Origin of the sequence: Streptomyces sp. MUM 2J (assembly GCF_022414535.1) — a bacterium.
Classification (GTDB): Bacteria; Actinomycetota; Actinomycetes; order Streptomycetales; family Streptomycetaceae; genus Streptomyces.
This window is the reverse complement of sequence record NZ_JADWYM010000002.1, coordinates 150,607-169,198: the sequence shown is the minus strand read 5'-3', so window position 1 is coordinate 169,198 and position 18,592 is coordinate 150,607. Positions and strand designations below refer to the sequence as shown.

General features: G+C 72.3%; 15 protein-coding genes. 7 read left to right on the top strand and 8 right to left on the bottom strand.

Annotated elements, in window-relative coordinates; translation table 11 throughout:
- The first annotated feature begins 244 nt into the window (after positions 1–244).
- Positions 245–1,723, top strand: coding sequence for a serine/threonine-protein kinase (locus I3F54_RS02600; protein ID WP_240116897.1), 1,479 nt, complete (start codon positions 245–247; stop codon positions 1,721–1,723).
- Between the two features lie 231 nt (positions 1,724–1,954).
- Entirely contained in the window at positions 1,955–2,401 is a 447-nt protein-coding gene (locus I3F54_RS02595) for a hypothetical protein (RefSeq protein ID WP_240116896.1), read from the top strand.
- Positions 2,402–2,512: 111 nt separating this feature from the next.
- Here the strand turns inward: I3F54_RS02595 and I3F54_RS02590 are convergent, their stop codons facing one another.
- Together I3F54_RS02590 and I3F54_RS02585 are read right to left on the bottom strand one after the other, a co-directional pair.
- Positions 2,513–3,271, bottom strand: a complete 759-nt coding sequence (locus I3F54_RS02590) for a hypothetical protein (RefSeq protein ID WP_240116895.1) — start codon at positions 3,269–3,271, stop codon at positions 2,513–2,515.
- Positions 3,272–3,374: 103 nt separating this feature from the next.
- Positions 3,375–3,746, bottom strand: coding sequence for a hypothetical protein (locus I3F54_RS02585; protein ID WP_374205841.1), 372 nt, complete (start codon positions 3,744–3,746; stop codon positions 3,375–3,377).
- 22 nt (positions 3,747–3,768) lie between these two features.
- Between I3F54_RS02585 and I3F54_RS02580 the strand changes: the two genes are divergently transcribed.
- Positions 3,769–4,281 (top strand): glutathione peroxidase, encoded by a 513-nt coding sequence (locus I3F54_RS02580; RefSeq protein WP_240116894.1) that lies wholly within the window; start codon positions 3,769–3,771, stop codon positions 4,279–4,281.
- A 215-nt stretch (positions 4,282–4,496) separates the two neighbouring features.
- The gene (locus I3F54_RS02575) at positions 4,497–5,345 is read left to right on the top strand and encodes a MerR family transcriptional regulator (protein WP_240116893.1); all 849 of its coding nucleotides are present in this window, start codon (positions 4,497–4,499) and stop codon (positions 5,343–5,345) included.
- Positions 5,346–5,482: 137 nt separating this feature from the next.
- On the opposite strand, the gene I3F54_RS02570 is transcribed toward I3F54_RS02575, so the two are convergent.
- The 3 genes from I3F54_RS02570 to I3F54_RS02560 form a co-directional block, all read right to left on the bottom strand.
- The gene (locus tag I3F54_RS02570) at positions 5,483–5,674 is read right to left on the bottom strand and encodes a DUF397 domain-containing protein (protein WP_240116892.1); all 192 of its coding nucleotides are present in this window, start codon (positions 5,672–5,674) and stop codon (positions 5,483–5,485) included.
- A gap of 197 nt (positions 5,675–5,871) precedes the next feature.
- Positions 5,872–6,729 (bottom strand): helix-turn-helix transcriptional regulator, encoded by an 858-nt coding sequence (locus I3F54_RS02565; RefSeq protein ID WP_240116891.1) that lies wholly within the window; start codon positions 6,727–6,729, stop codon positions 5,872–5,874.
- 375 nt (positions 6,730–7,104) lie between these two features.
- Positions 7,105–7,854 carry a GPP34 family phosphoprotein gene (locus tag I3F54_RS02560; protein ID WP_240116890.1) on the bottom strand — a complete coding sequence of 250 codons (750 nt, stop codon included), beginning with the start codon at positions 7,852–7,854 and terminating at the stop codon, positions 7,105–7,107.
- Between the two features lie 223 nt (positions 7,855–8,077).
- Between I3F54_RS02560 and I3F54_RS02555 the strand changes: the two genes are divergently transcribed.
- Positions 8,078–10,810: a D-alanyl-D-alanine carboxypeptidase gene (locus I3F54_RS02555; RefSeq protein WP_240116889.1), complete on the top strand. Its 2,733-nt coding sequence runs from the start codon at positions 8,078–8,080 to the stop codon at positions 10,808–10,810.
- A 126-nt stretch (positions 10,811–10,936) separates the two neighbouring features.
- Positions 10,937–12,880: an MFS transporter gene (locus I3F54_RS02550; protein WP_240116888.1), complete on the top strand. Its 1,944-nt coding sequence runs from the start codon at positions 10,937–10,939 to the stop codon at positions 12,878–12,880.
- 98 nt (positions 12,881–12,978) lie between these two features.
- Here the strand turns inward: I3F54_RS02550 and I3F54_RS02545 are convergent, their stop codons facing one another.
- Positions 12,979–14,094: an ADP-ribosylglycohydrolase family protein gene (locus I3F54_RS02545; protein WP_240117059.1), complete on the bottom strand. Its 1,116-nt coding sequence runs from the start codon at positions 14,092–14,094 to the stop codon at positions 12,979–12,981.
- A 236-nt stretch (positions 14,095–14,330) separates the two neighbouring features.
- Here I3F54_RS02545 and I3F54_RS02540 point away from each other — a divergent pair, with 236 nt between their 5' ends.
- Positions 14,331–14,897 carry a DUF2165 domain-containing protein gene (locus tag I3F54_RS02540; protein ID WP_374205840.1) on the top strand — a complete coding sequence of 189 codons (567 nt, stop codon included), beginning with the start codon at positions 14,331–14,333 and terminating at the stop codon, positions 14,895–14,897.
- Here I3F54_RS02540 and I3F54_RS02535 read toward each other — a convergent pair.
- Positions 14,894–15,466 carry a L,D-transpeptidase gene (locus I3F54_RS02535; RefSeq protein ID WP_240116886.1) on the bottom strand — a complete coding sequence of 191 codons (573 nt, stop codon included), beginning with the start codon at positions 15,464–15,466 and terminating at the stop codon, positions 14,894–14,896. The two genes, I3F54_RS02540 and I3F54_RS02535, sit on opposite strands and share 4 nt — an antisense overlap.
- An 83-nt stretch (positions 15,467–15,549) precedes the next feature.
- Positions 15,550–18,135 carry a bifunctional FO biosynthesis protein CofGH gene (locus I3F54_RS02530; protein WP_240116885.1) on the bottom strand — a complete coding sequence of 862 codons (2,586 nt, stop codon included), beginning with the start codon at positions 18,133–18,135 and terminating at the stop codon, positions 15,550–15,552.
- Positions 18,136–18,592: the final 457 nt, after the last annotated feature.

Sequence of the window (18,592 nt, the reverse complement as noted above, 5' to 3'; positions counted from 1 at the left end):
CGGAGTTCCGCGCTGGACCAAGCTGAACGAGCAAGAGGTGCGACGATGGTACTTCCAGGACAGTTGGAAGAGCTCGGCGGCGCTGAACGCCCGGGGTGGGGACCTGAGCCCGGCGATCCGAATCGGTCGGAGTCCAGTCGCCGGGCGACCACGGCACGCATCGCCGGCAAGCGAGGCCGGCCGTACAGCCGGGTTCGGTCGCACTCGGCCCGGCAGTCGAACTCGGAACCGCGCAGGCAGAGGAATGTCGGAATTCATCGGCGCAACACTGAAGGATCAGGCTGCGAGCGAGCATCACGCCGGCTACCGATTGGAACGACTGCTCGGACACGGGGGTCAGGCAACGGTCTTCCTGGCGAAGGATCTCGACCCGGCCACGACAGACGAAGTCGTCGCCGCGAAGATTTTCTTCGGCATGCAGCAGACCTTCGAGAAACAGCTGTTCGCCAAAGAGGCACATCGGGCGGTTCGCCTGCGGCACCCCAATATTCTGGGGACCTACAGCTACGGGCAGCACGGAGTGATGGAGAGGAACGGCGGCGAGGGCATACGGGTTCGGGCGCCGTACATGATCGCCGAATACGCCAACGGCGGCTCGTGTGCGGATCTCGCCCGTGTCGCTCCCCGCAGGGCGGTCGAGTTGGCGGAGCAGATCTCGGCAGGCGTCGCCGCAGCCCACATGCGTGGCGTTGTGCACCTCGACCTGAAGCCGCCCAATGTCCTTCTCCATGACGGCCAGGTGAAGGTGGCCGACTTCGGCATCTCCCGAAGCCTGCATACTCACATGTCCACGCACCCGGTCATCGGCACACCACCGTTCATGGCCCCCGAGCAGTGGCAGGGCGGAAAGCGGGTGAGCGACCGAACAGACACCTACGCCACGGCCGTCATGACCTACCTGTTCCTGACCGGAGCGTTTCCCTACGCCGCGAGCACCGCCACCGAATACCTCAATGCGCATTGCTTCGAACCCCCGATACCGCTGCCCGACCTCGGCCTCCCGAGTGATGTCGCCACGCCCGAGCTTCTTGCGCTCTGGCCCGCAATAGCCGAAGGCCTCGCGAAGGACCCCGAGGAACGACCGGCCATTTCGGGCCTCAGCTCCCTGCTTCGGCAGGCGTTCGAGGAAGCCGCTGCCCGGCAGAGGGATGCCGCACCCCAGTACATCGATCTCGGCTCCGGGGTGGCTGGACCGCAGAACCCCGAGGCGGAGGCAGACATTCACAGCCTCCCCACCGCGGTAGCTCCAGGAAGAAACGCTCGGGCCGAGAAAGACGGGGCGTTTTCGCGTGTACGTGCACTTCTGCGCAGGCGCATCTCGGTCGTTTCCGGCGCCGTGGTCGTGGCAGCGGTCGCCAGCGGCGTCGCCTATGGTGCATTCCACGGTGGATCCTCGTCCCGAACACCCGCTCCCCCGTCGTCAGTGCCGCACAGCAGCCATCGTCCGGACGCCGCTCCCGTCGCGGACGCCTCCGAAAGCACGTCGGCTTCTGCCGCAATCACGCCCTCGTCGGTCACCGCTCCGGGAACCGTTTCCGACGGTCCGAGCAACTGCCCGTCGGGTGACACGCGGGTCAATCTGATGCCCGGCGTCGAGCATCCGGTCTACGGGTGCTCGCCCCCGGAGAGTCCGACACCGACGCCGACACCGAGTGAGAACCCCAGCTCAAGCTTCTCTTGCTCCGTATCGCCGACCAGGACGACCTACTGCACTTGGCGCTGAGGCCCCGCCGGACGCCGCGTGCGGTTCCCAGGGCGAGGGGCGCGGACAGCCGGGGGCATCGGGCGGTCGGCCCACCGAGAGGCCCACGGCACCGCCGGCATGCCCGCGGCCGGTGCCCCGGCCGGCCGGCGCGGCGGGGGCGAGGACGTGCGGCGGTGCCCTGGTCGCACGGGCGCAGGAATGAGTACGGGTGCTCATGCCCGGGTGCGGCGCCGGACGGACCATGGAGGCATGGGAAAACGGGGAACACAGCTGTCCGCCGCCGTCCTGCTGGTGGCGGCCGTGCCGGTCGCCGTGTGGGGGCTGATGGGGCAACAGAACGCGCAGGGGCTACCGCCCTCCGAGCTGGACCACGCGTTCCGGCCGCCGGATGTCTCCGACGGTACGGCCGCGGTGCTCGGGGCCGTCGCCGTCGTCCTGGGTGTCCTCGGCGCGGCGCTCCTCCTGCGGGCGGGGCCGCACGGAGGTCTCGACAGCCGCTGGTGGGCGGTGCTCGGGCCGCTCATGGTGGCGGGGGCGCTGGCGGGTGTGGGCCTGAGGGTGCTGACCGCGGGTGTGATCGGCGCCAACATCGGGGCGGGCCTGGTGATCCTGGCCGGCGGTCCGGTGATCGGCGGGCTGCTGCTGTGGGCGCTGGTGCGGGGCGTGTGGTTGGCCCGGGAGCGCTCCCGGCGTTGAGTGCCAGGCGGTCTTCGAAGGACCAGCCGCCGGGTTCCGCCCGTGCCGGCCGCCCCGGTCCCCGGGAGGGCGAGGCGGCCGGCGTCACGGGTGTCGTTCTGCCGCGGGCGGTCAGCCCTGGGCGGCTGCCGCGTCCGTTGCCGCGTCCGTCTTGCCCTTCAGCGACGTCACGATCTGCGCGGCGAGCTTCTTCGCGCTCGCGGCGCCGTTGTCGGCGCCGTCCGTGGAGAGCACGGTGACCACGGCGGTGCCCACCCGGGCGGCGATCAGCGTGGTGCCGCTCTCCCAGGCGGAGTCGGTGAGGGTGATCGTGTAGGTCTCGTCACCGATCCCGCCCTTGGCGGCGCCGGTGACCTTGACCGTGCTGGCGGGGTCGGTCTCGTGGTAGGTCGGGCACGCGGCGACGACCGCCGCCAGGCCCTTCATCACGTCGGCCGCCGTGTCGCCGCGGTAGACGTCGATCTCCTGGTCGAGTTCGGCGGAGGTGGCGTCGTTGATGAACCCCGACTGCGCGAACGAGACGCCCTCGATGCCGGTGAGGTCCACCCAGCCCGTGTATCCGAGGTGGGTGCAGTCGGGCTTGGCGGCGCTCTTGGTGGCCGGCGCCCGGTAGTGGGCTCCGGTGTCCCGGGTGAGGTCGGCCTGGGCGGCGAAGCCGGAGGGGAAGTACGAGGCCGGGGCCAGGACCTTCTTCAGCTCCGTGCCCCTCAGCAGGCCGGCGTTGGGGTTCTCGACGGCGGGCGCGGACGACGGACTGCCGGAAGCGGCGGCGCCGGTGGCACCGGAGGAGCCGGAGGGGCCGCAGGCGGCGAGGGCCAGCGGGAGTGCCGCGAGGGTGAACGCCTTGAGGGCGCGGGACGGGAGACGCATCGAAGTCCTTCGGATCAGTGCCGGGTGGGGCGCCCTGTGAGCGGCCCGTGGGGACTCTATGGAGGCCGGAGAACAAACCGGTGACCTTTTGCCCATGTGCGCGTCAAGATCTTTTCCCGGTTGGGCACAGGACGGGCGTGTCGGGTGGCGGCGGGCCGGGTACCGGGGGCCTTACCCTCCGCTCCGCCCGGGCCAGGAGGACCGTCGTGGCCGCCGACACCGCCGCCATCGTGGTCATCGCCGTCGCCGCCGAGGTGAACTGGGCGGCGGTGCCCGCCAGGGTGGCGCTCGCGCCCTGGCGGGTGAGCATGCCGGCGGAGTGCAGGCCGAGGGCGTGCCCGGTCAGCTCGCGGGGGGTGAGGGACAGGGCCGCCGGGACCGCGGCGAGCGCGGTCCGCGGGCGTATCCGGTCGGTGCGGTATCTGAGGACGGCGGCGGGGGATGCGACGGTGGAGGCGGCGAACGGGGCCGACACCCTGCGGCGTTAGCATCCGCGCATGACGACTACGGACGAGAGCTTTCCCCTGGACGTGGAGATAGCGGCCCTGACCGGCGGTTCCGCCGCCCTCAAGCAGTACGCGGGCCGGGTCGTGCTGGTGGTGAACGTGGCCTCCCGGTGCGGCCTGACGCCCCAGTACGCGGGGCTGGAGCGGTTGCAGCAGCGCTACGCGGAGCGGGGTTTCACGGTGCTCGGCGTGCCGTGCAACCAGTTCCTCGGGCAGGAGCCCGGCAGCGCCGGTGAGATCGCCGAGTTCTGTTCGGCGACCTACGGCGTGAGCTTCCCGATGACGGAGAAGATCGAGGTCAACGGGGACGGGCGGCACCCGCTGTACGAGCGGCTGACGGGTTTCGCCGATGCCGAGGGGCACAGCGGTGACATCCGCTGGAACTTCGAGAAGTTCCTGATCGGGACCGGCGGCCGGGTCGTCGCCCGGTTCTCCCCGCAGACCGAGCCGGAGGCGGCCGAGGTGCTCGCCGCGATCGAGGCGCAGCTCGCCCCGCCCGCCTGACGGGCGCTCGCCCCTGCCCCGGGACGGGCCACCCCGCGCCCAGCAGGCGATCATCCCCTTCCCGGGGCAGGGCACCCCGCGTCCGGCGGGCGTTGGCTGCCCCTGCCCCCCGGGAAGGGGCACCGCTCGCCCGACGGGTGTTGACCTTGCCCCTGGGACAGGGCGGAAGGTCCCAGCGACCGGGCGGACGGCGCCCGGTCACGGAGGATGAGGGCGTGGACGACGACCTGCTCACCATCGGCGCGTTCGCGGCGCGGGCCCGGCTGTCGGCCAAGGCTCTCAGGATGTACGACCGGCTCGGTCTGCTCGCCCCCGCGCGCGTCGATCCCGCCAGCGGTTACCGGTACTACCGGGTCGGCCAGATCGAACGGGCCCGCACGATCGCGCTGCTGCGGCAGCTCGACATGCCGCTGGCCGTCGTCGCCGAGGTCCTGGCGGCGGACGGGCCGGAGGGGGCCGAGCGGCTCACCGCGTACTGGGCGGACGCCGAGGCGCGGTTCGCGGCGCGGCGCACGCTCGCCGAGTTCCTCCGTGGACGGCTGTCGGGAAGGAACTCCGAGATGTACGAGAAGTTCACGGTCAACACGGTGGAGGTACCCGCCCAGGTGGTGATCGCCGAGAAGCGGCACACGCTGGCGGACGAGTTGCCGGCGTGGATCGGGGCGTCGCTGGGCCGGCTGGAAGCGGCGGCGCGGGAGTGCGGCGGGGTGGCCGGCGCGCCGTTCGTCGTGTACCACGCGGAGGTGTCCACGGAGAGCGACGGGCCCGCCGAGTCGTGCGTTCCCGTCGCCGACGAGACCGCGGCGCGGGCGTGGGCGCGGGCTCAGGGGAGGTCGTGGCAGACGGCGGTGCGCGTCGAGCCGGCCCGGCGGCTGGCGTACACCCGCATCACCAAGGCGCAGGTGGCCCATCCGCAGATCCTCGCGGCCTTCGAAGCGGTGGAGGCGTGGATGAAGGAGCGGGGCCTGTCCTGTGACGGACCGTGCCGGGAGGTGTACTTCGCCGACTGGGACACGGCCGGTCCGGACGACCCGGTGTGCGACGTGGCCTTCCCGGTCAGGTGAGGGTGGGCTGAGCACGGGCGAGCCCTCTCGGCGAGGACGGCGGCTGGTCGAGAGGGCTCTTCCCGTGGTGCTTATGGAGTTGTCGCCGGCCCCGGGGGCCGGCCGGGCGGGTGGCGAGTCCCAGACAGACCCGCCCCCTACGCCTTGACCGATGCGACAAAGGCGTTCCAGGCCTCGGCGGGGAAGGACAGAGTGGGGCCCTGGGGAACCTTCGAGTCCCGTACGGCCATGGCCGCCACGACCGGCGACTTGATCTCGACGCACGCGCCGTTGCCCGTGGAGTAGGAGGACTTGGTCCACGTGTCCGTGACGCCCTGACGAATTGCCATTTTTGCTCCGTGTTGCCTGTCGATGAGTTGCTGTGTTTGCGCCAACCTTGTTGCTCGATGGCGTGATCGACGCTACTCGCCAACATCGGCTTACGAAGCGACTATTCACTCGTTGGACGGCATATTCCAGATGAGACTTCCATCCCGGCCGGGTGAGGGTGTACCATTCGGCCGCTCTTGGCCGGGACGGCGTCCTTTCAGCGGGCGTACTCCTTCGCGATGTCCGCGATGGTCTGGCGGGACTGGTCCACGTTCAGGGCCTGGGCGCGCAGGTGCTCGTACATCACGCTGTACTTCTGGACGTCGTTCGCCTTCTCCAGGTACAGGTCGCTGGTGACGCCCTCGATGTAGACGACGCTGGAGTCGGCCGCGTCGGGGAACTCCAGGATCGCGTACTGGCCGTTGAGGCCGGGGTGGGCGCCCATGTCGAAGGGGATGACCTGCACGGTGACGTGGGGCAGCTGCGACTGCTCCACCAGGTGCTCCAGCTGCTCCCGCATCAGGGCCTTGTTGCCGACCACGCGGCGCAGCGCCGCCTCGTCCAGGACCGTCCACAGCCGCAGCGGGTTCTCGGGGGCGGTGATTCGTTCCTGCCGCCGCATCCGGACCTGCACACGCTTCTCGATGTCCGCGGGCGCGGTCTCCGGCAGCGCGCCCGCGATGAGCGCCTCGGCGTACTGCCGGGTCTGCAGGAGACCGGGGACGACCTGCGGGTCGTACACCCTGAGACTCGCCGCGTCCGTCTCCAGGCCGATGTAGACGCTGTAGGGGATGTCGCCGAAGGTGTGCCACCAGCCCTGCTGGCGGGAGTCCTTGGCCATCTGCATCAGCGACTCGACGATGCGCTGGTCCTCGACCTCGTAGACGTTGCACAGGTCGCGCACGTCGCGCTGGCTGATGCTGCGCCGCCCGTTCTCCAGGCGGCTGATCTTCGACTGGGACACGAGCAGCCGTTCGGCGACCTCCTCGGCCGTCATGCCCTTGAGCTCGCGCAGCCTGCGCAGCTCCTGGCCCAGCCGGCGCCGCCTGACAGTGGGATTGACATTGGACGCCACGGGACGTGCACCTCCGGCTGCGTGCCTGTACTCGGTTGTACCTGCGACTTTGCGTATCTGCTGCTGAGCAGACTGCCACCAAGGTGCTTATTACCGCTGGGAAACAGGGGATATGCGGCTGAAGTGTCCCGGACATGCGTCCGCGCGGGACGATACGGCCACGCCCTGACGGACATGGTGCCGTACCGCCCCGCGCGGGACGCGCGGCTCCCGAACGGGTCTTGCGGTGCGACGCGGCGCCGGCCGACGGCACGTGATGCCTGGCGGCGCCGCTGGTGCGCAGGTGGTGCGGATCGTACGGGTCGCGCCGAGGCGTGCCGGCGGTACCAGGTCGTGCCGGAGCGCGCCGGAGCGCGCCCGCTGTGGTACTGCGGCTCAGCTGGCCACGGCGCGCACCATCGATCCGCGGTGCGGCTGTGCCGGAACACCGCGGGCGGGTTCCGCCGACGGCCTGCCTCCGCCGGGGGCCTGGCGTCCGGCCGGACCGCGGCGCGGCTGCGCCGCCGCACCGTTCTGGACGTCCATCACGGCGTGCGCGACGAGGCCGCCCATCGGGTCGTGCCTGATGAGGTCCCGCAGCCGGGAGCGGGACGAGCGTCCCTCGTTGCCCGGGTACAGGTGCTTGCCGAGACCGACCGCGTGGGCCAGCGCGGCGAGCGCGGCGGTGCGAGGGTCCGGCGGAACGCCGGTCCGGATCGCCGAATCCAGCCGGGCCCTGATCTCCCGGCTGATCGCCGTGTCCGTCGCCTGGTAGCGCGTCGTCGGCAGCACCCCGCACATCTGGCCGGCTACGGCGTGCACCATGCCGCACCGCTCCAGATGCGAGAGGTAGGTCTGGCGGAGGCCCAGTCGTGGCCCTCCGATCCAGTGAACGGCCCGTACCGGAGCGCCGCGCCTTCGCAGCAGCTCCAACGCGCAGTCCAATGTCGGATCTCCTGTCGGCCGTGGGACCACCACGGCGATACGATCCCCGTCAGGGGCTATCCGTCCGGCCAGCGCCAGCTCCACTAGCTGCGCTCCGGCCAGACCGAGGTCGAGCGACTGCGGCTGTGCAGTGGTGCCCGTGGCCGGGTCCAGTGCCAGCAGCAGAAGCTCCTCCGGAAGTGTTCTGCGGCTCCTGCCCATCCATGCCTCCCCGCGTGGATGAATGACAGGGTGACCCCTCTCACATTGGTCTGTCGAGGGTGCGTGACCTGTTTGTAAGGGAACCGGCAGGTATGTCGTTCTCGTCTACCACAGGGGCCAAGCCCTCACACAGGACACTGGTACATGGTTCGGACAGTTCCATGAAGCTGTTCCGGGCGGCGGTTCACGGTTGGGTTCGGAAGCGCGCCAAGGCGTGCGGCGCATGGAGGAGGCATCGGTGGCGGGCGAGTCCCCCGACAGGTCGAAGCAGCGCGAGTCGTCGGCAGAACCGACGCCGGGGAGCGCGCTTCCGGTTCCCGAGGCCCGGGGCGAGGAGCGCCGTGGGACCCGCGAGACCCGCGACCCGCGGCTCGCCATGTCCCGCGAGGACGCGGCGCCCGCGGCGCCCCTGGTGCCCGCGACGGCGCGTGGTGGCGTGGACACGGCCACGCAGGTCCTCTCGGCGCGGGACCTGGCACCGGGCGCCGGGGACCCCGCCGGGGACGTGGCGTCCGGCACTGCCGGGGGCGCAGGGTCCGCCGCCGGGGACGACTCCGACGCCGAGGAGACCCCCGAGGACGGAAAACCCTCCGAGGGCGGGGAGCCCTCCGGCGACGGCACTGCGTCGCGGGGCGACGCGGCGAACACGCAGGGCGACGAACGGCTGCGGTCGGCCGTCGCCCAGTGGATTGCATCGGCGAACGGCACCACCCCGAAGGCGGGCTCGGACACCGGGACCCCGGGGAAGGGGCGTGACGCCGGGAACGCCGAGGTCCGCGGGAGCGAGGCGGCCCACGACGCCACCGACCAGGACCCCGGGCAGCAGGACTCGGGGCAGCGGGACTCGGGGCAGCAGGGCTCCGAGGGACAGGCGGAGAGCAAGGAGCAGGGCGGGGACCGGGCCGGCGGCCGGGTCGGCGCCGGCCGTCCGGCGGACGACACCGCGGACACCGCGGACACCGCGGACACCGCGGACGCCGAGGCGTCCGAACGGCGGGACCGGTCCGACGAGCCCCAGGAGACCAGCGAACCCGAGAGGTCGCAGGGGTCAGAGGAGACCGGGGCGTCCGGCGGGGACCGGCAGGAGGCCACCGGCACCGCGGACTCCGGCACCGGTGCCGTTCCTCTCCCCGCCGGTGAACCCGACCGGGACGAGGCAGGCCGGACCGAGGCCGGCGAGGCCGACGCCGAGGCCGAAGGGCCGACCACCGACGACCGTCCCCACACGGACGAGGACGCCGACGCCGCCCGCTCCGGCACCGCCGACGACGACGAGCCCACCGGCGACGACGCCGACGGGGAGGCCGACGACCGCACGGGTCGTGCCGAGGGGGACACCGGCACCGAGGGCGAAGACGACGACCGCAGCACCGGCACGGGCACGGGCAAGGCCGTGGACCAGCCGACCACCATGCTCAAGCTCGACCGGCCCGTCCGGCCCGACGTGGACCAGCCGACCACCATGCTCAAGCTGGGCGAGACCGGCCAGCAGGGCGAGCGGGGCGGGCAGGGCGGCGAGCGCACCAGCAAGTTCGTCGCACTCAAGCCCCTCGACGAGCCCGCCTCCCGCACACCTCCGGCCTCGGCCCGGCCGCAGGCCGAGCCGCCCGCCGCGGACGCCACCAAGGCCCTGCTCCGGGTCGGTCCGGAGCGCACCACCCGGCAGCCTCTTCCGCCGAAGCCGCCGCTGGACCTGCTGGCGGAGCTGACGAACACCCCGCCGCCCCCGCAGACGCCGCTGCGCACGCTGGCGCGCCGGGTCAAGATCTGGACACCGCTGGTGCTGCTGCTGGTGATCGCCTTCGCGGTCGTGCAGGTGATGCGCCCGCTGCCCGCGCCCGCCCTCACGCTCACCGCGCAGGACACCTACACCTTCGAGGGCGACACGCTGAGCCTGCCGTGGCCGGACGAGGGCCAGGGCTGGATCGCCGTCGACGGCGTCGGGACGATGGACCACTTCGGGGACCAGAAGCCGGTGGCCATCGGCTCGGTCGCCAAGACCATGACGGCGTACCTCATCCTGCGGGACCATCCGCTGAAGCCGGGGCAGGAGGGCCCGAAGATCGAGGTCGACGCGAAGGCGGAGAAGGAGGGCGGCTACGACAAGGACGGCGAGTCCACGCTCAACACCGTCAAGGCCGGTGACTTCCTCACGGAGAAGCAGGCCCTGTCGGCCGTCATGATCCCTTCCGCCAACAACATCGCGCGGCTGCTGGCGCGCTGGGACGCGGGTTCGGAGGAGGCGTTCGTCGAGAAGATGAACGCCGCCGCGCGGGACCTGGGGATGACCGGCACGACCTACACGGACCCCTCGGGCCTGAAGGAGACCACCGTGTCCACGGCCGAGGACCAGGTGAAGCTCGGCCGGGCGGTGGTCAGGAACCCGGCCCTGGTCGCCATCACGAGTGCGGCCAGCTGGACCGACCCCTCCGGCCACTACTGGAGCAACTACAACGAGCTGCCGTACCGCATCGGCGCGATCGGCATCAAGACCGGCAGCACCACGGCGGCCGGCGGCAACCTGCTCTTCGCCTCCCGCAAGGAGGTCGACGGGCAGACGGTCACCGTCGTCGGCGCGATCCTCGGCCAGAACAAGCCGACGATCCTCAAGACGGTGAACGAGGTCAGCAAGACCGCGCTGCTCGCCGCCCAGTCCGCGCTGACCCCGGCGAAGATCGTGAAGAAGGGCGACGTCGTCGGCTACGTCGACGACGGCCTCGGCGGCCGTACGCCCGTCGTCATCACCCAGGACGTCACGGCGGTCGGCTGGGCCGGCATGCGGGTGAAGCTTTCCTTCGTCGCGGGCGAGATCCCGCACACGGCCGGGGCGGGCACCACGGTCGGCACGCTGACGGTCGGCGACGGCGGGGCCGGCAGCGCCGTGAAGGTGCCGGTCGCGCTGCAGAAGGATCTGGCCGAGCCGGGCTTCGCGGACAAGCTGACCCGCCTCGGCTGAACCCCGCGACGCACCCCGGCGCCGGGCGCCGGGGTGCGTGCTAGCGTCACGAAACAGCACAGGTCGAAGCCGACGTAGACGGAGCGCGGCCGAGAAGAGAAGACAGGACACGGGGAGTGCCTTCAGGTGGCCACTGCGGAGCCGAAACGCGCCGACGACACCGGTCCGGGCCCTGGAGGCGGCCCGCGAATACAGCTCTCCGAGCCGCACGGTCGGGGGACGACCGTCAACGGCGAGCGGAGCGGCCACCCGGGTGAAGCGGGTGCGCTGGGTGCCCCGGACGAAGCGGACGGGGCGGCCGGCTCTGACGGCCCGCGGGATCCGGGGGGTCCCGGCGGCCGTCCGCGATCGGCGTTCCTGCCCCTGCGCGAGCGGTTGCTGCGGTACCCCGTGCTGTCCGTCACCGGGCTCGCCGGGGTCCTCCACATCGTCTGGTTCTTCACCTTCGCGAACAGCGGCGGCGACCTGGCGGCGCAGGACGCGTGGGCCGAGTTCGTCGGCCGGCACCCTGACTCGGCCTACAACCTGGCCTGGTACGGCGGCATGCACCCGGTGTCGTACAGCGTGGTCTCGCCGTATCTGATGTCGGTGCTCGGCGTGCGCACGACGATGATGATCGCGGGGACGGTGTCGGCCGGGCTGCTGACCACGATCCTGATCCGCAGCCGGGTAGTGCGCAATCCGCTGTGGGCGTCGCTCGCGGGCGTCTTCGCCCTGCTCTGCAACGCGATCTCGGGCCGTGTCACCTTCGGGCTGGGCACGATGTTCGCGCTGGGCGCGGTCGCCTCCGTCTTCTGCTGGCCCTACCGCTGGCGGTACAGGCGGTGGGCGAAGGCGCTGTGCGCGGCCTCGCTGGCCGGGTTGTCCACCTTGTCGTCGCCGGTGGCGGGCCTGTTCGTGGGCCTGGTCGCGGTGGCGCTGTTCCTGCAGAAGCGGCGGCCGGGCGCGTGGGCGCTGGGGCTGGTGCCGAGTGCCATCGTCGCCATGTCGGCGCTGCTGTTCCCCTTCTCCGGTACGCAGCCGATGTCGTTCGGCTCGGCGGCGCTGCCGCTGCTGTACGCCGGGATCGTCTTCTACGTGGCCCCGCGCGGGTGGCGGACGGTGCGGACCACGGCCGCGGTGTACGGGTTGTCGGTGCTGCTGGTGTGGCTGATCAGCTCCCAGATCGGCTCCAACATCACCCGGCTGGCGATGCTGTTCGCCGGTGTTGCGCTGATCGCGGCGCTTCCGTTCGCAGTGCCGCGCTCCCGCAAGTGGTACCTCATCGTGGTGGCCTTCACCGGGTTCGTCGGGTGGATCGGCTTCAAGACGGTCGACGACATCGTGCACACCGCGCCCGCCGCGTCCTGGTCACGCGAGGTGGCCCCGCTCGTCAACCAGCTGCAGAAGGTCGGCGCGGAGAAGGGCCGTGTCGAGGTGGTCCCGGCCCGTTCGCACCGCGAGGCCTCCGCGCTCGCCCCGTACGTCAACCTGGCCCGCGGCTGGAACCGGCAGGCCGACATGGAGCGCAACCCGCTCTTCTACGACGACACCCTCAACTCCGCCAACTACCACGAGTGGCTCCAGCGGTGGGCCGTGCACTTCGTGGTGCTGCCGAAGGACGAGCCGGACGGCGACGGCGGTCAGCGCGAGCGGCAGCTGGTGCAGCGCGGGCTGCCGTACCTGAAGCAGATCTGGAGCGACGCCCAGTGGCAGCTGTTCGAGATGACCGACCCGAAGCCGCTCGCCGAGCCGAACGCGGTGGTGACGCGGGCCGAGCAGGGCGAGTGGACGATGCAGGTGTCCGAGCCGGGACGCATCCTCGTCCGCATCCCGTACTCGCCGTGGCTGAGCATCGTCGACGCCGAGGGCAAGAAGCTGAGGGCGCCGCAGGAGACGGAGGCCTCCAGGAACCGTCCCGAGGGCACGCCGAAGACGTACACCAACGTCAACGGCTGTCTGACGGAGACGGAGGAGGACGCCCAGGGCGACCGGTGGACACTGCTGGTGGCGCCGAAGGCGGGGACGTACCGGCTGGCGGCTCCGTACACGGTGCCACGGGGCACTCCGTGTCCCGACGAGCTGAAGTGACCGCGCCACTCCGCGGCGCATGGGCCGTGCCGCCGCGCCGCATCTGAGCCTGCGGCGCGGCCACGCCCGACCGTGCACGGCCCGGCCCCGCGGGCCGGTCAGGCCCGCGGATACCGCGTCAGCCACCCCGGCGACGCCCCGCCCGGCCCGTGCAGGGCCGGGCCCTGGGTCATCTCCATGGCGAAGTCGTCGGCGAGTTCCAGCATCGTGGGACGGCCCTCCAGCTCGGCCAGCCAGGCCGGCGGGAGGGCCGTCTCGCCGTGCAGGGCGCCGAGGAGACCGCCGGTGAGCGCGGCGGCAGGGGCGGAGGGGCCGTCCTGGTTGACCGCGAGCCGCAGTCCGTGCCGGACGTCCTCGCCGACGAGGGCGCAGTAGACAGCGGCGGCGAGCAGCCCGTCCGCGGTGCCGCCCCCGGCGAGTTCGGCCACCCGGGCCGGGCCGGGAATCCCCTGCCGCACGGCGCCCAGCGCGTGCTGGAGGGCGTCCGCCACGGGCTCGTGCCCCGGCCGCTGCCCGAGCAGGGCGAGGGCGTGCTGCACGGCGGCGTCGAGGTCCTCGCCGCGGGCCAGACCGTGCACGATCAGCGCGTACGCGCCCGCCGACAGGCAGGCCACCGGGTGTCCGTGGGTGTGGGTGGCGGACTCGACGGCGAGCTGGACGACGAGGTGCGGCTCCCAGCCGACGAGCAGCCCGAAGGGCGCGGAACGGGCGGCGGGCTCGGGCCCGTCGGCGCCGGGGTTCTTGGGCGCGTCCAGGGTGCCCATGTGGTCGTCGCCGAGGCCGAGCAGCAACGGGCGGGACGGATCACGGCGGGCGTACAGCCACTCCTCACGGGCGAGCCACCCGTCGTCCTTGCGCCGTTCGTCGGGCCCCCAGTCCCGCTGGGTGGCGGCCCACCGCAGATACGCCCGGTGCAGGTCGGTCGGCGGGTGCCAGGCCCCGGTGTCGCGGCGGACCTGGGCCCGGATCAGCCCGTCGACCGTGAAGAGGGTCAGCTGGGTGAGGTGCGTGACGGCGCCGCGCCGCCCGTACGCCGGTACGAGGTCCACGACGCCCTCCGGGCCGCACGTCTCGCGGATCTCCTCCACCCGCAGGCCGTCGACCGGCGCGCCCAGCGCGTCCCCGACGGCCGCGCCCAGCAGGGTGCCCCGCACCCGGCTCCGGAAGTCCTGCTGCTCGGTCCGCCCCCAGACGACCCCGGTTGCCGCACCCACCATGTCCTCCCCCGGGCACCGTCCGTACGTACGACGCCAGCACTGTAATCGAACGACAACGGTCGATCGGGGGCGCAACGGTGCACGGAGCGGGGAGAGAGCGGTCGCAGGTGACCGGAAAGCGATCTTCGGCGGTGGTGCCGGTCCACGTCCGGACGAGCCGGGCACGAGGGGGCGCCGGCCGGTGGTGGCTCAATGCCCACCCACGGTTCACAGGGGTGCGGTAAATGATCTGCATGACCACCCCCACCCCCCGCATAGTCCCGCTGGCGGCCGGTGTCCTGACGGGCACGCTGGCGCTCTACATCACCCTCGTGGCGTTCGGGAACATCACCGACTTCGGCACCAACCAGGCGTTCGTGCAGCATGTTCTGGCCATGGACACCACGTTCCGGGACGAGGACCTGATGTGGCGCGCCATCACGGGCAGGGGCCTCCAGAACGCCGCGTACGTCGCGATCATCGTCTGGGAGACCGTGGCCGCGGTCGTGCTGATCGCCGGGACCTGGTTCTGGGCACGCGCCGAGCACGGCCGGGCCCGGCGGCTGTCCAGCTACGGGCTGCTCATGCTGATGCTGCTCTTCGGCGCCGGGTTCATCGCGATCGGCGGCGAGTGGTTCGCGATGTGGCAGTCGAAGGCCTGGAACGGCCTGGCCGCGGCCACTCGGATCTTCCTGATCAGTGGGGTGGTCCTGCTCGTGAACCACCTGCCGTCCGGACAGGTCCGCGACGGGCTCGACGGCCGGGAGGGGCGTCGCGACCCCGGCGAACACGGCGGACGCGACCGGGGAGTCAGCCCCTAGGCGACGACCGCGACCGTCGTCCCCGTCGTCGCGAACGCCCACAGCGCCTGGCCGTCGGGCTCGCCCATCCGTATGCCACCCGTCCTGGCCCCCGGGGTCGGGGCGGGCGGGGAGGAGCCGTCGAGGGCGTTGGAGAAGGCTATGGACAGTCCCGACCGGGCCGTGAAGTAGACGATGTGCTCGACCGGCACGCCGTCGAAACCGGTCGTCGTCTCCCGTCGGCTGGAGACGGTGTAGGTGCCGGGCTCGGGGCTGACCGTGCCCGGCCAGACGGTGAAGGTGCGGCGCTGCGCGTCGCTCGCGTCGATCAGCCAGACCCGCTTGCTGCCGAGCGAGTAGACGATGCGGCGGCCGGTGCCGGAGCCGTCCGGCACCTTCACCATGGTCGGTGTCGGGGCCGGACGAGCCCCCGGGGACGCCGACGCCCGTGCGTTGGGGCGGGTGGACACCGCCGCGGGCTTCGGGCCGTGGTCGGCCTGGACCGCCAGGGCCGCGACCGCGGCGACCGCACCCGCGGTCAGGCCGGTGACCCAGGCCCACGAGGGAAGCCGTCGGGCAGGCACGGGCACGCATCTCCTCAGTCTCCGGCCCCCGGTTCCGGACGACACCGAGGGTCGGATCATCGTACTGTGCGGGCCGTGCTCGGCCTTCCTCAGTCCAGCACCGGCAGCAGCTCCGGCAGATGCCCGTCCGACGCCCGCGCGGCCCGCTGCCGCTCCTGCGGCACCTCGCCGTACAGCGTCGTCCGAGGCCGGGCCGGGCGGCCCGCGGCCTCGGCGACCGCGACGAGGTCCCGCACCGACTTGTAGGAGCCGTAGGACGAGCCCGCCATCCGCGAGATCGTCTCCTCCATCAGCGTGCCGCCCAGGTCGTTCGCACCGGAGCGGAGCATCTCCGCCGCACCCTCCGCGCCCAGCTTGACCCAACTGGTCTGGATGTTCGGGATGTGCGGGTGGAGCAGCAGCCGCGCCATCGCCGTGACCGCCCGGTTGTCCCGCATCGTCGGGCCGGGCCGGGCGATGCCGGCCAGGTACACCGGCGCGTTCGTGTGGACGAACGGAAGCGTCACGAACTCGGTGAACCCGCCCGTGCGCTGCTGGATCCCGGCGAGCGTCCGCAGATGGCCCAGCCAGTGCCGGGGCTGGTCGACGTGGCCGTACATCATCGTCGACGAGGAGCGGATGCCCAGTTCGTGGGCGGTCTCGACGACCTCGACCCAGGTCGCCGCGGGCAGCTTGCCCTTGGTGAGCACCCAGCGGACCTCGTCGTCGAGGATCTCCGCCGCCGTTCCGGGGATCGTGTCGAGGCCGGCCTCCCGGGCCGCGGAGAGCCACTCGCGCAGGGACATCCCGGTGCGCGTGGCGCCGTTGACCACCTCCATCGGCGAGAACGCGTGGACGTGCATCCCCGGCACCCTCTCCTTCACCGCCCTGGCGATGTCGAAGTAGGCCGTGCCCGGCAGGTCCGGGTGGATGCCGCCCTGCATGCACACCTCGACCGCACCGACGTCCCACGCCTGCCGGGCCCGGTCGGCCACCTGCTCCAGGGAGAGGGTGTAGGCGTCCGCGTCGCTGCGGCGCTGCGCGAAGGCGCAGAAACGGCAGCCCGTGTAGCAGACGTTGGTGAAGTTGATGTTCCGGGTGACGATGTACGTCACGTCGTCGCCGACCGCGGACCTGCGCACGTCGTCCGCGACCCGGCACAGGGCGTCCAGCGCCGGGCCGTCCGCGTGCAGCAGCGCCAGCGCCTCGTCGTCGGTCAGCCGTGTCGGGTCGTCGGCCGCGGTGCGCAGCGCCGCCCGCACGTCGGCGTCGATGCGCTCGGGCGCCATACCGGGCACGGCCGCCTCGCGCAGCGCCTCCCAGTCGCCGTACACCTCGTCGAAGTCGTCGCGCCGGTCGGACGTGCGGCCCTCGGTGTCGATCGAGCGGTGCAGGTCCGTGCGCCCGGTCGCGGTGAAGACCTCCTCCGGCTCCTGCCACGGCCGGCCCTCGACCACCGCGTCCGGGAGGGCCAGCCCCGTCTCCGGGTCGGCCAGTGCCGCGACGTGCGGGCGCAGCCGCGGGTCCAGCCACGGCTCGCCCCGGCGGACGAACTCCGGGTACACGCACAGCCGTTCGCGCAGCTCGAAGCCGGCCGCCGCGGATCGGGCCGCCAGCTGCTCGATCTGCGGCCAGGGGCGCTCCGGGTTGACGTGGTCGATGGTCAGTGGCGAGACCCCGCCCCAGTCGTCGATGCCCGCCCCGATCAGCCGCCCGTACGCGTCGTCGACGAGGTTCGGCGGCGCCTGGAGGCAGGCGCCCGGGCCCATGACGTGGCGGGCGACCGCGACCGTGGCGACCAGTTCGTCCAGTTCCGCGTCGGGTGCGCCGCGCATCGCCGTGTCGGGTTTGGCGCGGAAGTTCTGGATGATCAGTTCCTGGAGGCCGTGGTGGGCGCGGGCCACCCGGCGCAACGCGAACAGCGACTCGGCGCGCTCCTCGTAGGTCTCGCCGATGCCGATGAGGAGTCCGGAGGTGAAGGGGACCGAGGAGCGGCCGGCGTCCTCCAGGACGCGCAGGCGCACGGCCGGCTCCTTGTCGGGGGAGCCGTGGTGGGGGCCGCCGGGCTCCGACCAGAGCCGTTCGGCGGTCGTCTCCAGCATCATGCCCATGGACGGGGCGACGGGCTTGAGCCGCTGGAAGTCCGTCCAGGTCATGACGCCCGGGTTGAGGTGGGGCAGCAGGCCCGTCTCCTCCAGGATGCGGATCGAGACGGCGCGGACGTAGGCGATGGTGTCGTCGTAGCCGTGCGCGTCGAGCCACTCGCGCGCCTCCGGCCACCGGTCCTCCGGCTTGTCGCCGAGGGTGATCAGCGCTTCCTTGCAGCCGAGGGCGGCGCCCTTGCGGGCGATGTCCAGCACCTCGTCGGGGGACATGAACATGCCGTGCCCGGCCCGGCGCAGCTTGCCGGGGACGGTGACGAAGGTGCAGTAGTGGCACGTGTCCCGGCACAGCCGGGTCAGCGGGACGAACACGCTCTTGGAGTAGGTGATGACGCCGGGGCGGCCGGCGGCCCGGAGCCCCGCGTCCCGCACCCGGGCGGCGGACGCCGCGAGGTCGGCGAGGTGCTCGCCACGGGCCTGGAGCAGGACCGCCGCCTCGGAGACATCGAGGGCGACACCGTCACGGGCGCGTTTGAGAGCGCGACGCATGGAGTTCTCGGTCGGGCCGGTTCCGGAGGCCGCGGAAGTCGTCATCCTTCGAGCATACGAGCGCACTGATCGTTTCCGCCGGGCCGCCCGGCGGCACCGCCCGGACCGCGAACCGTCGCACAACGCGCTTTCCGGCCCTCACCTGGCCCGGCCCTGCCGATCCGCTGCCCCCACCCTGTCACTGCGCTGACGCTCCCCTGCGCGACCCTGCGGATTCCCTGCCGGTCCCCTTTCCGGGGCTCTGCCGGTCCCCCGCCTCCTCCGTCCCGGCACGCTGCCGAGCCCGCTCCGGCGGCCTGCCGGTGGACCGCGGTACGGCTGCCGCACGCCGCAGCGGACCCCCGGCCCCTCCCCCGCGCCTCCCCGCGCCTCCCCGCGCGTCCCCGTGGCCCTCCCGCCCTCCTGTCGGATCCCCTGCGGATCGCCTGCCGCTCTCCGGCCAATTCCCTCTCCTTATACGGCAGTTCACGGTCACCGAGCAGGATGGTGAGCGCACGTCCGC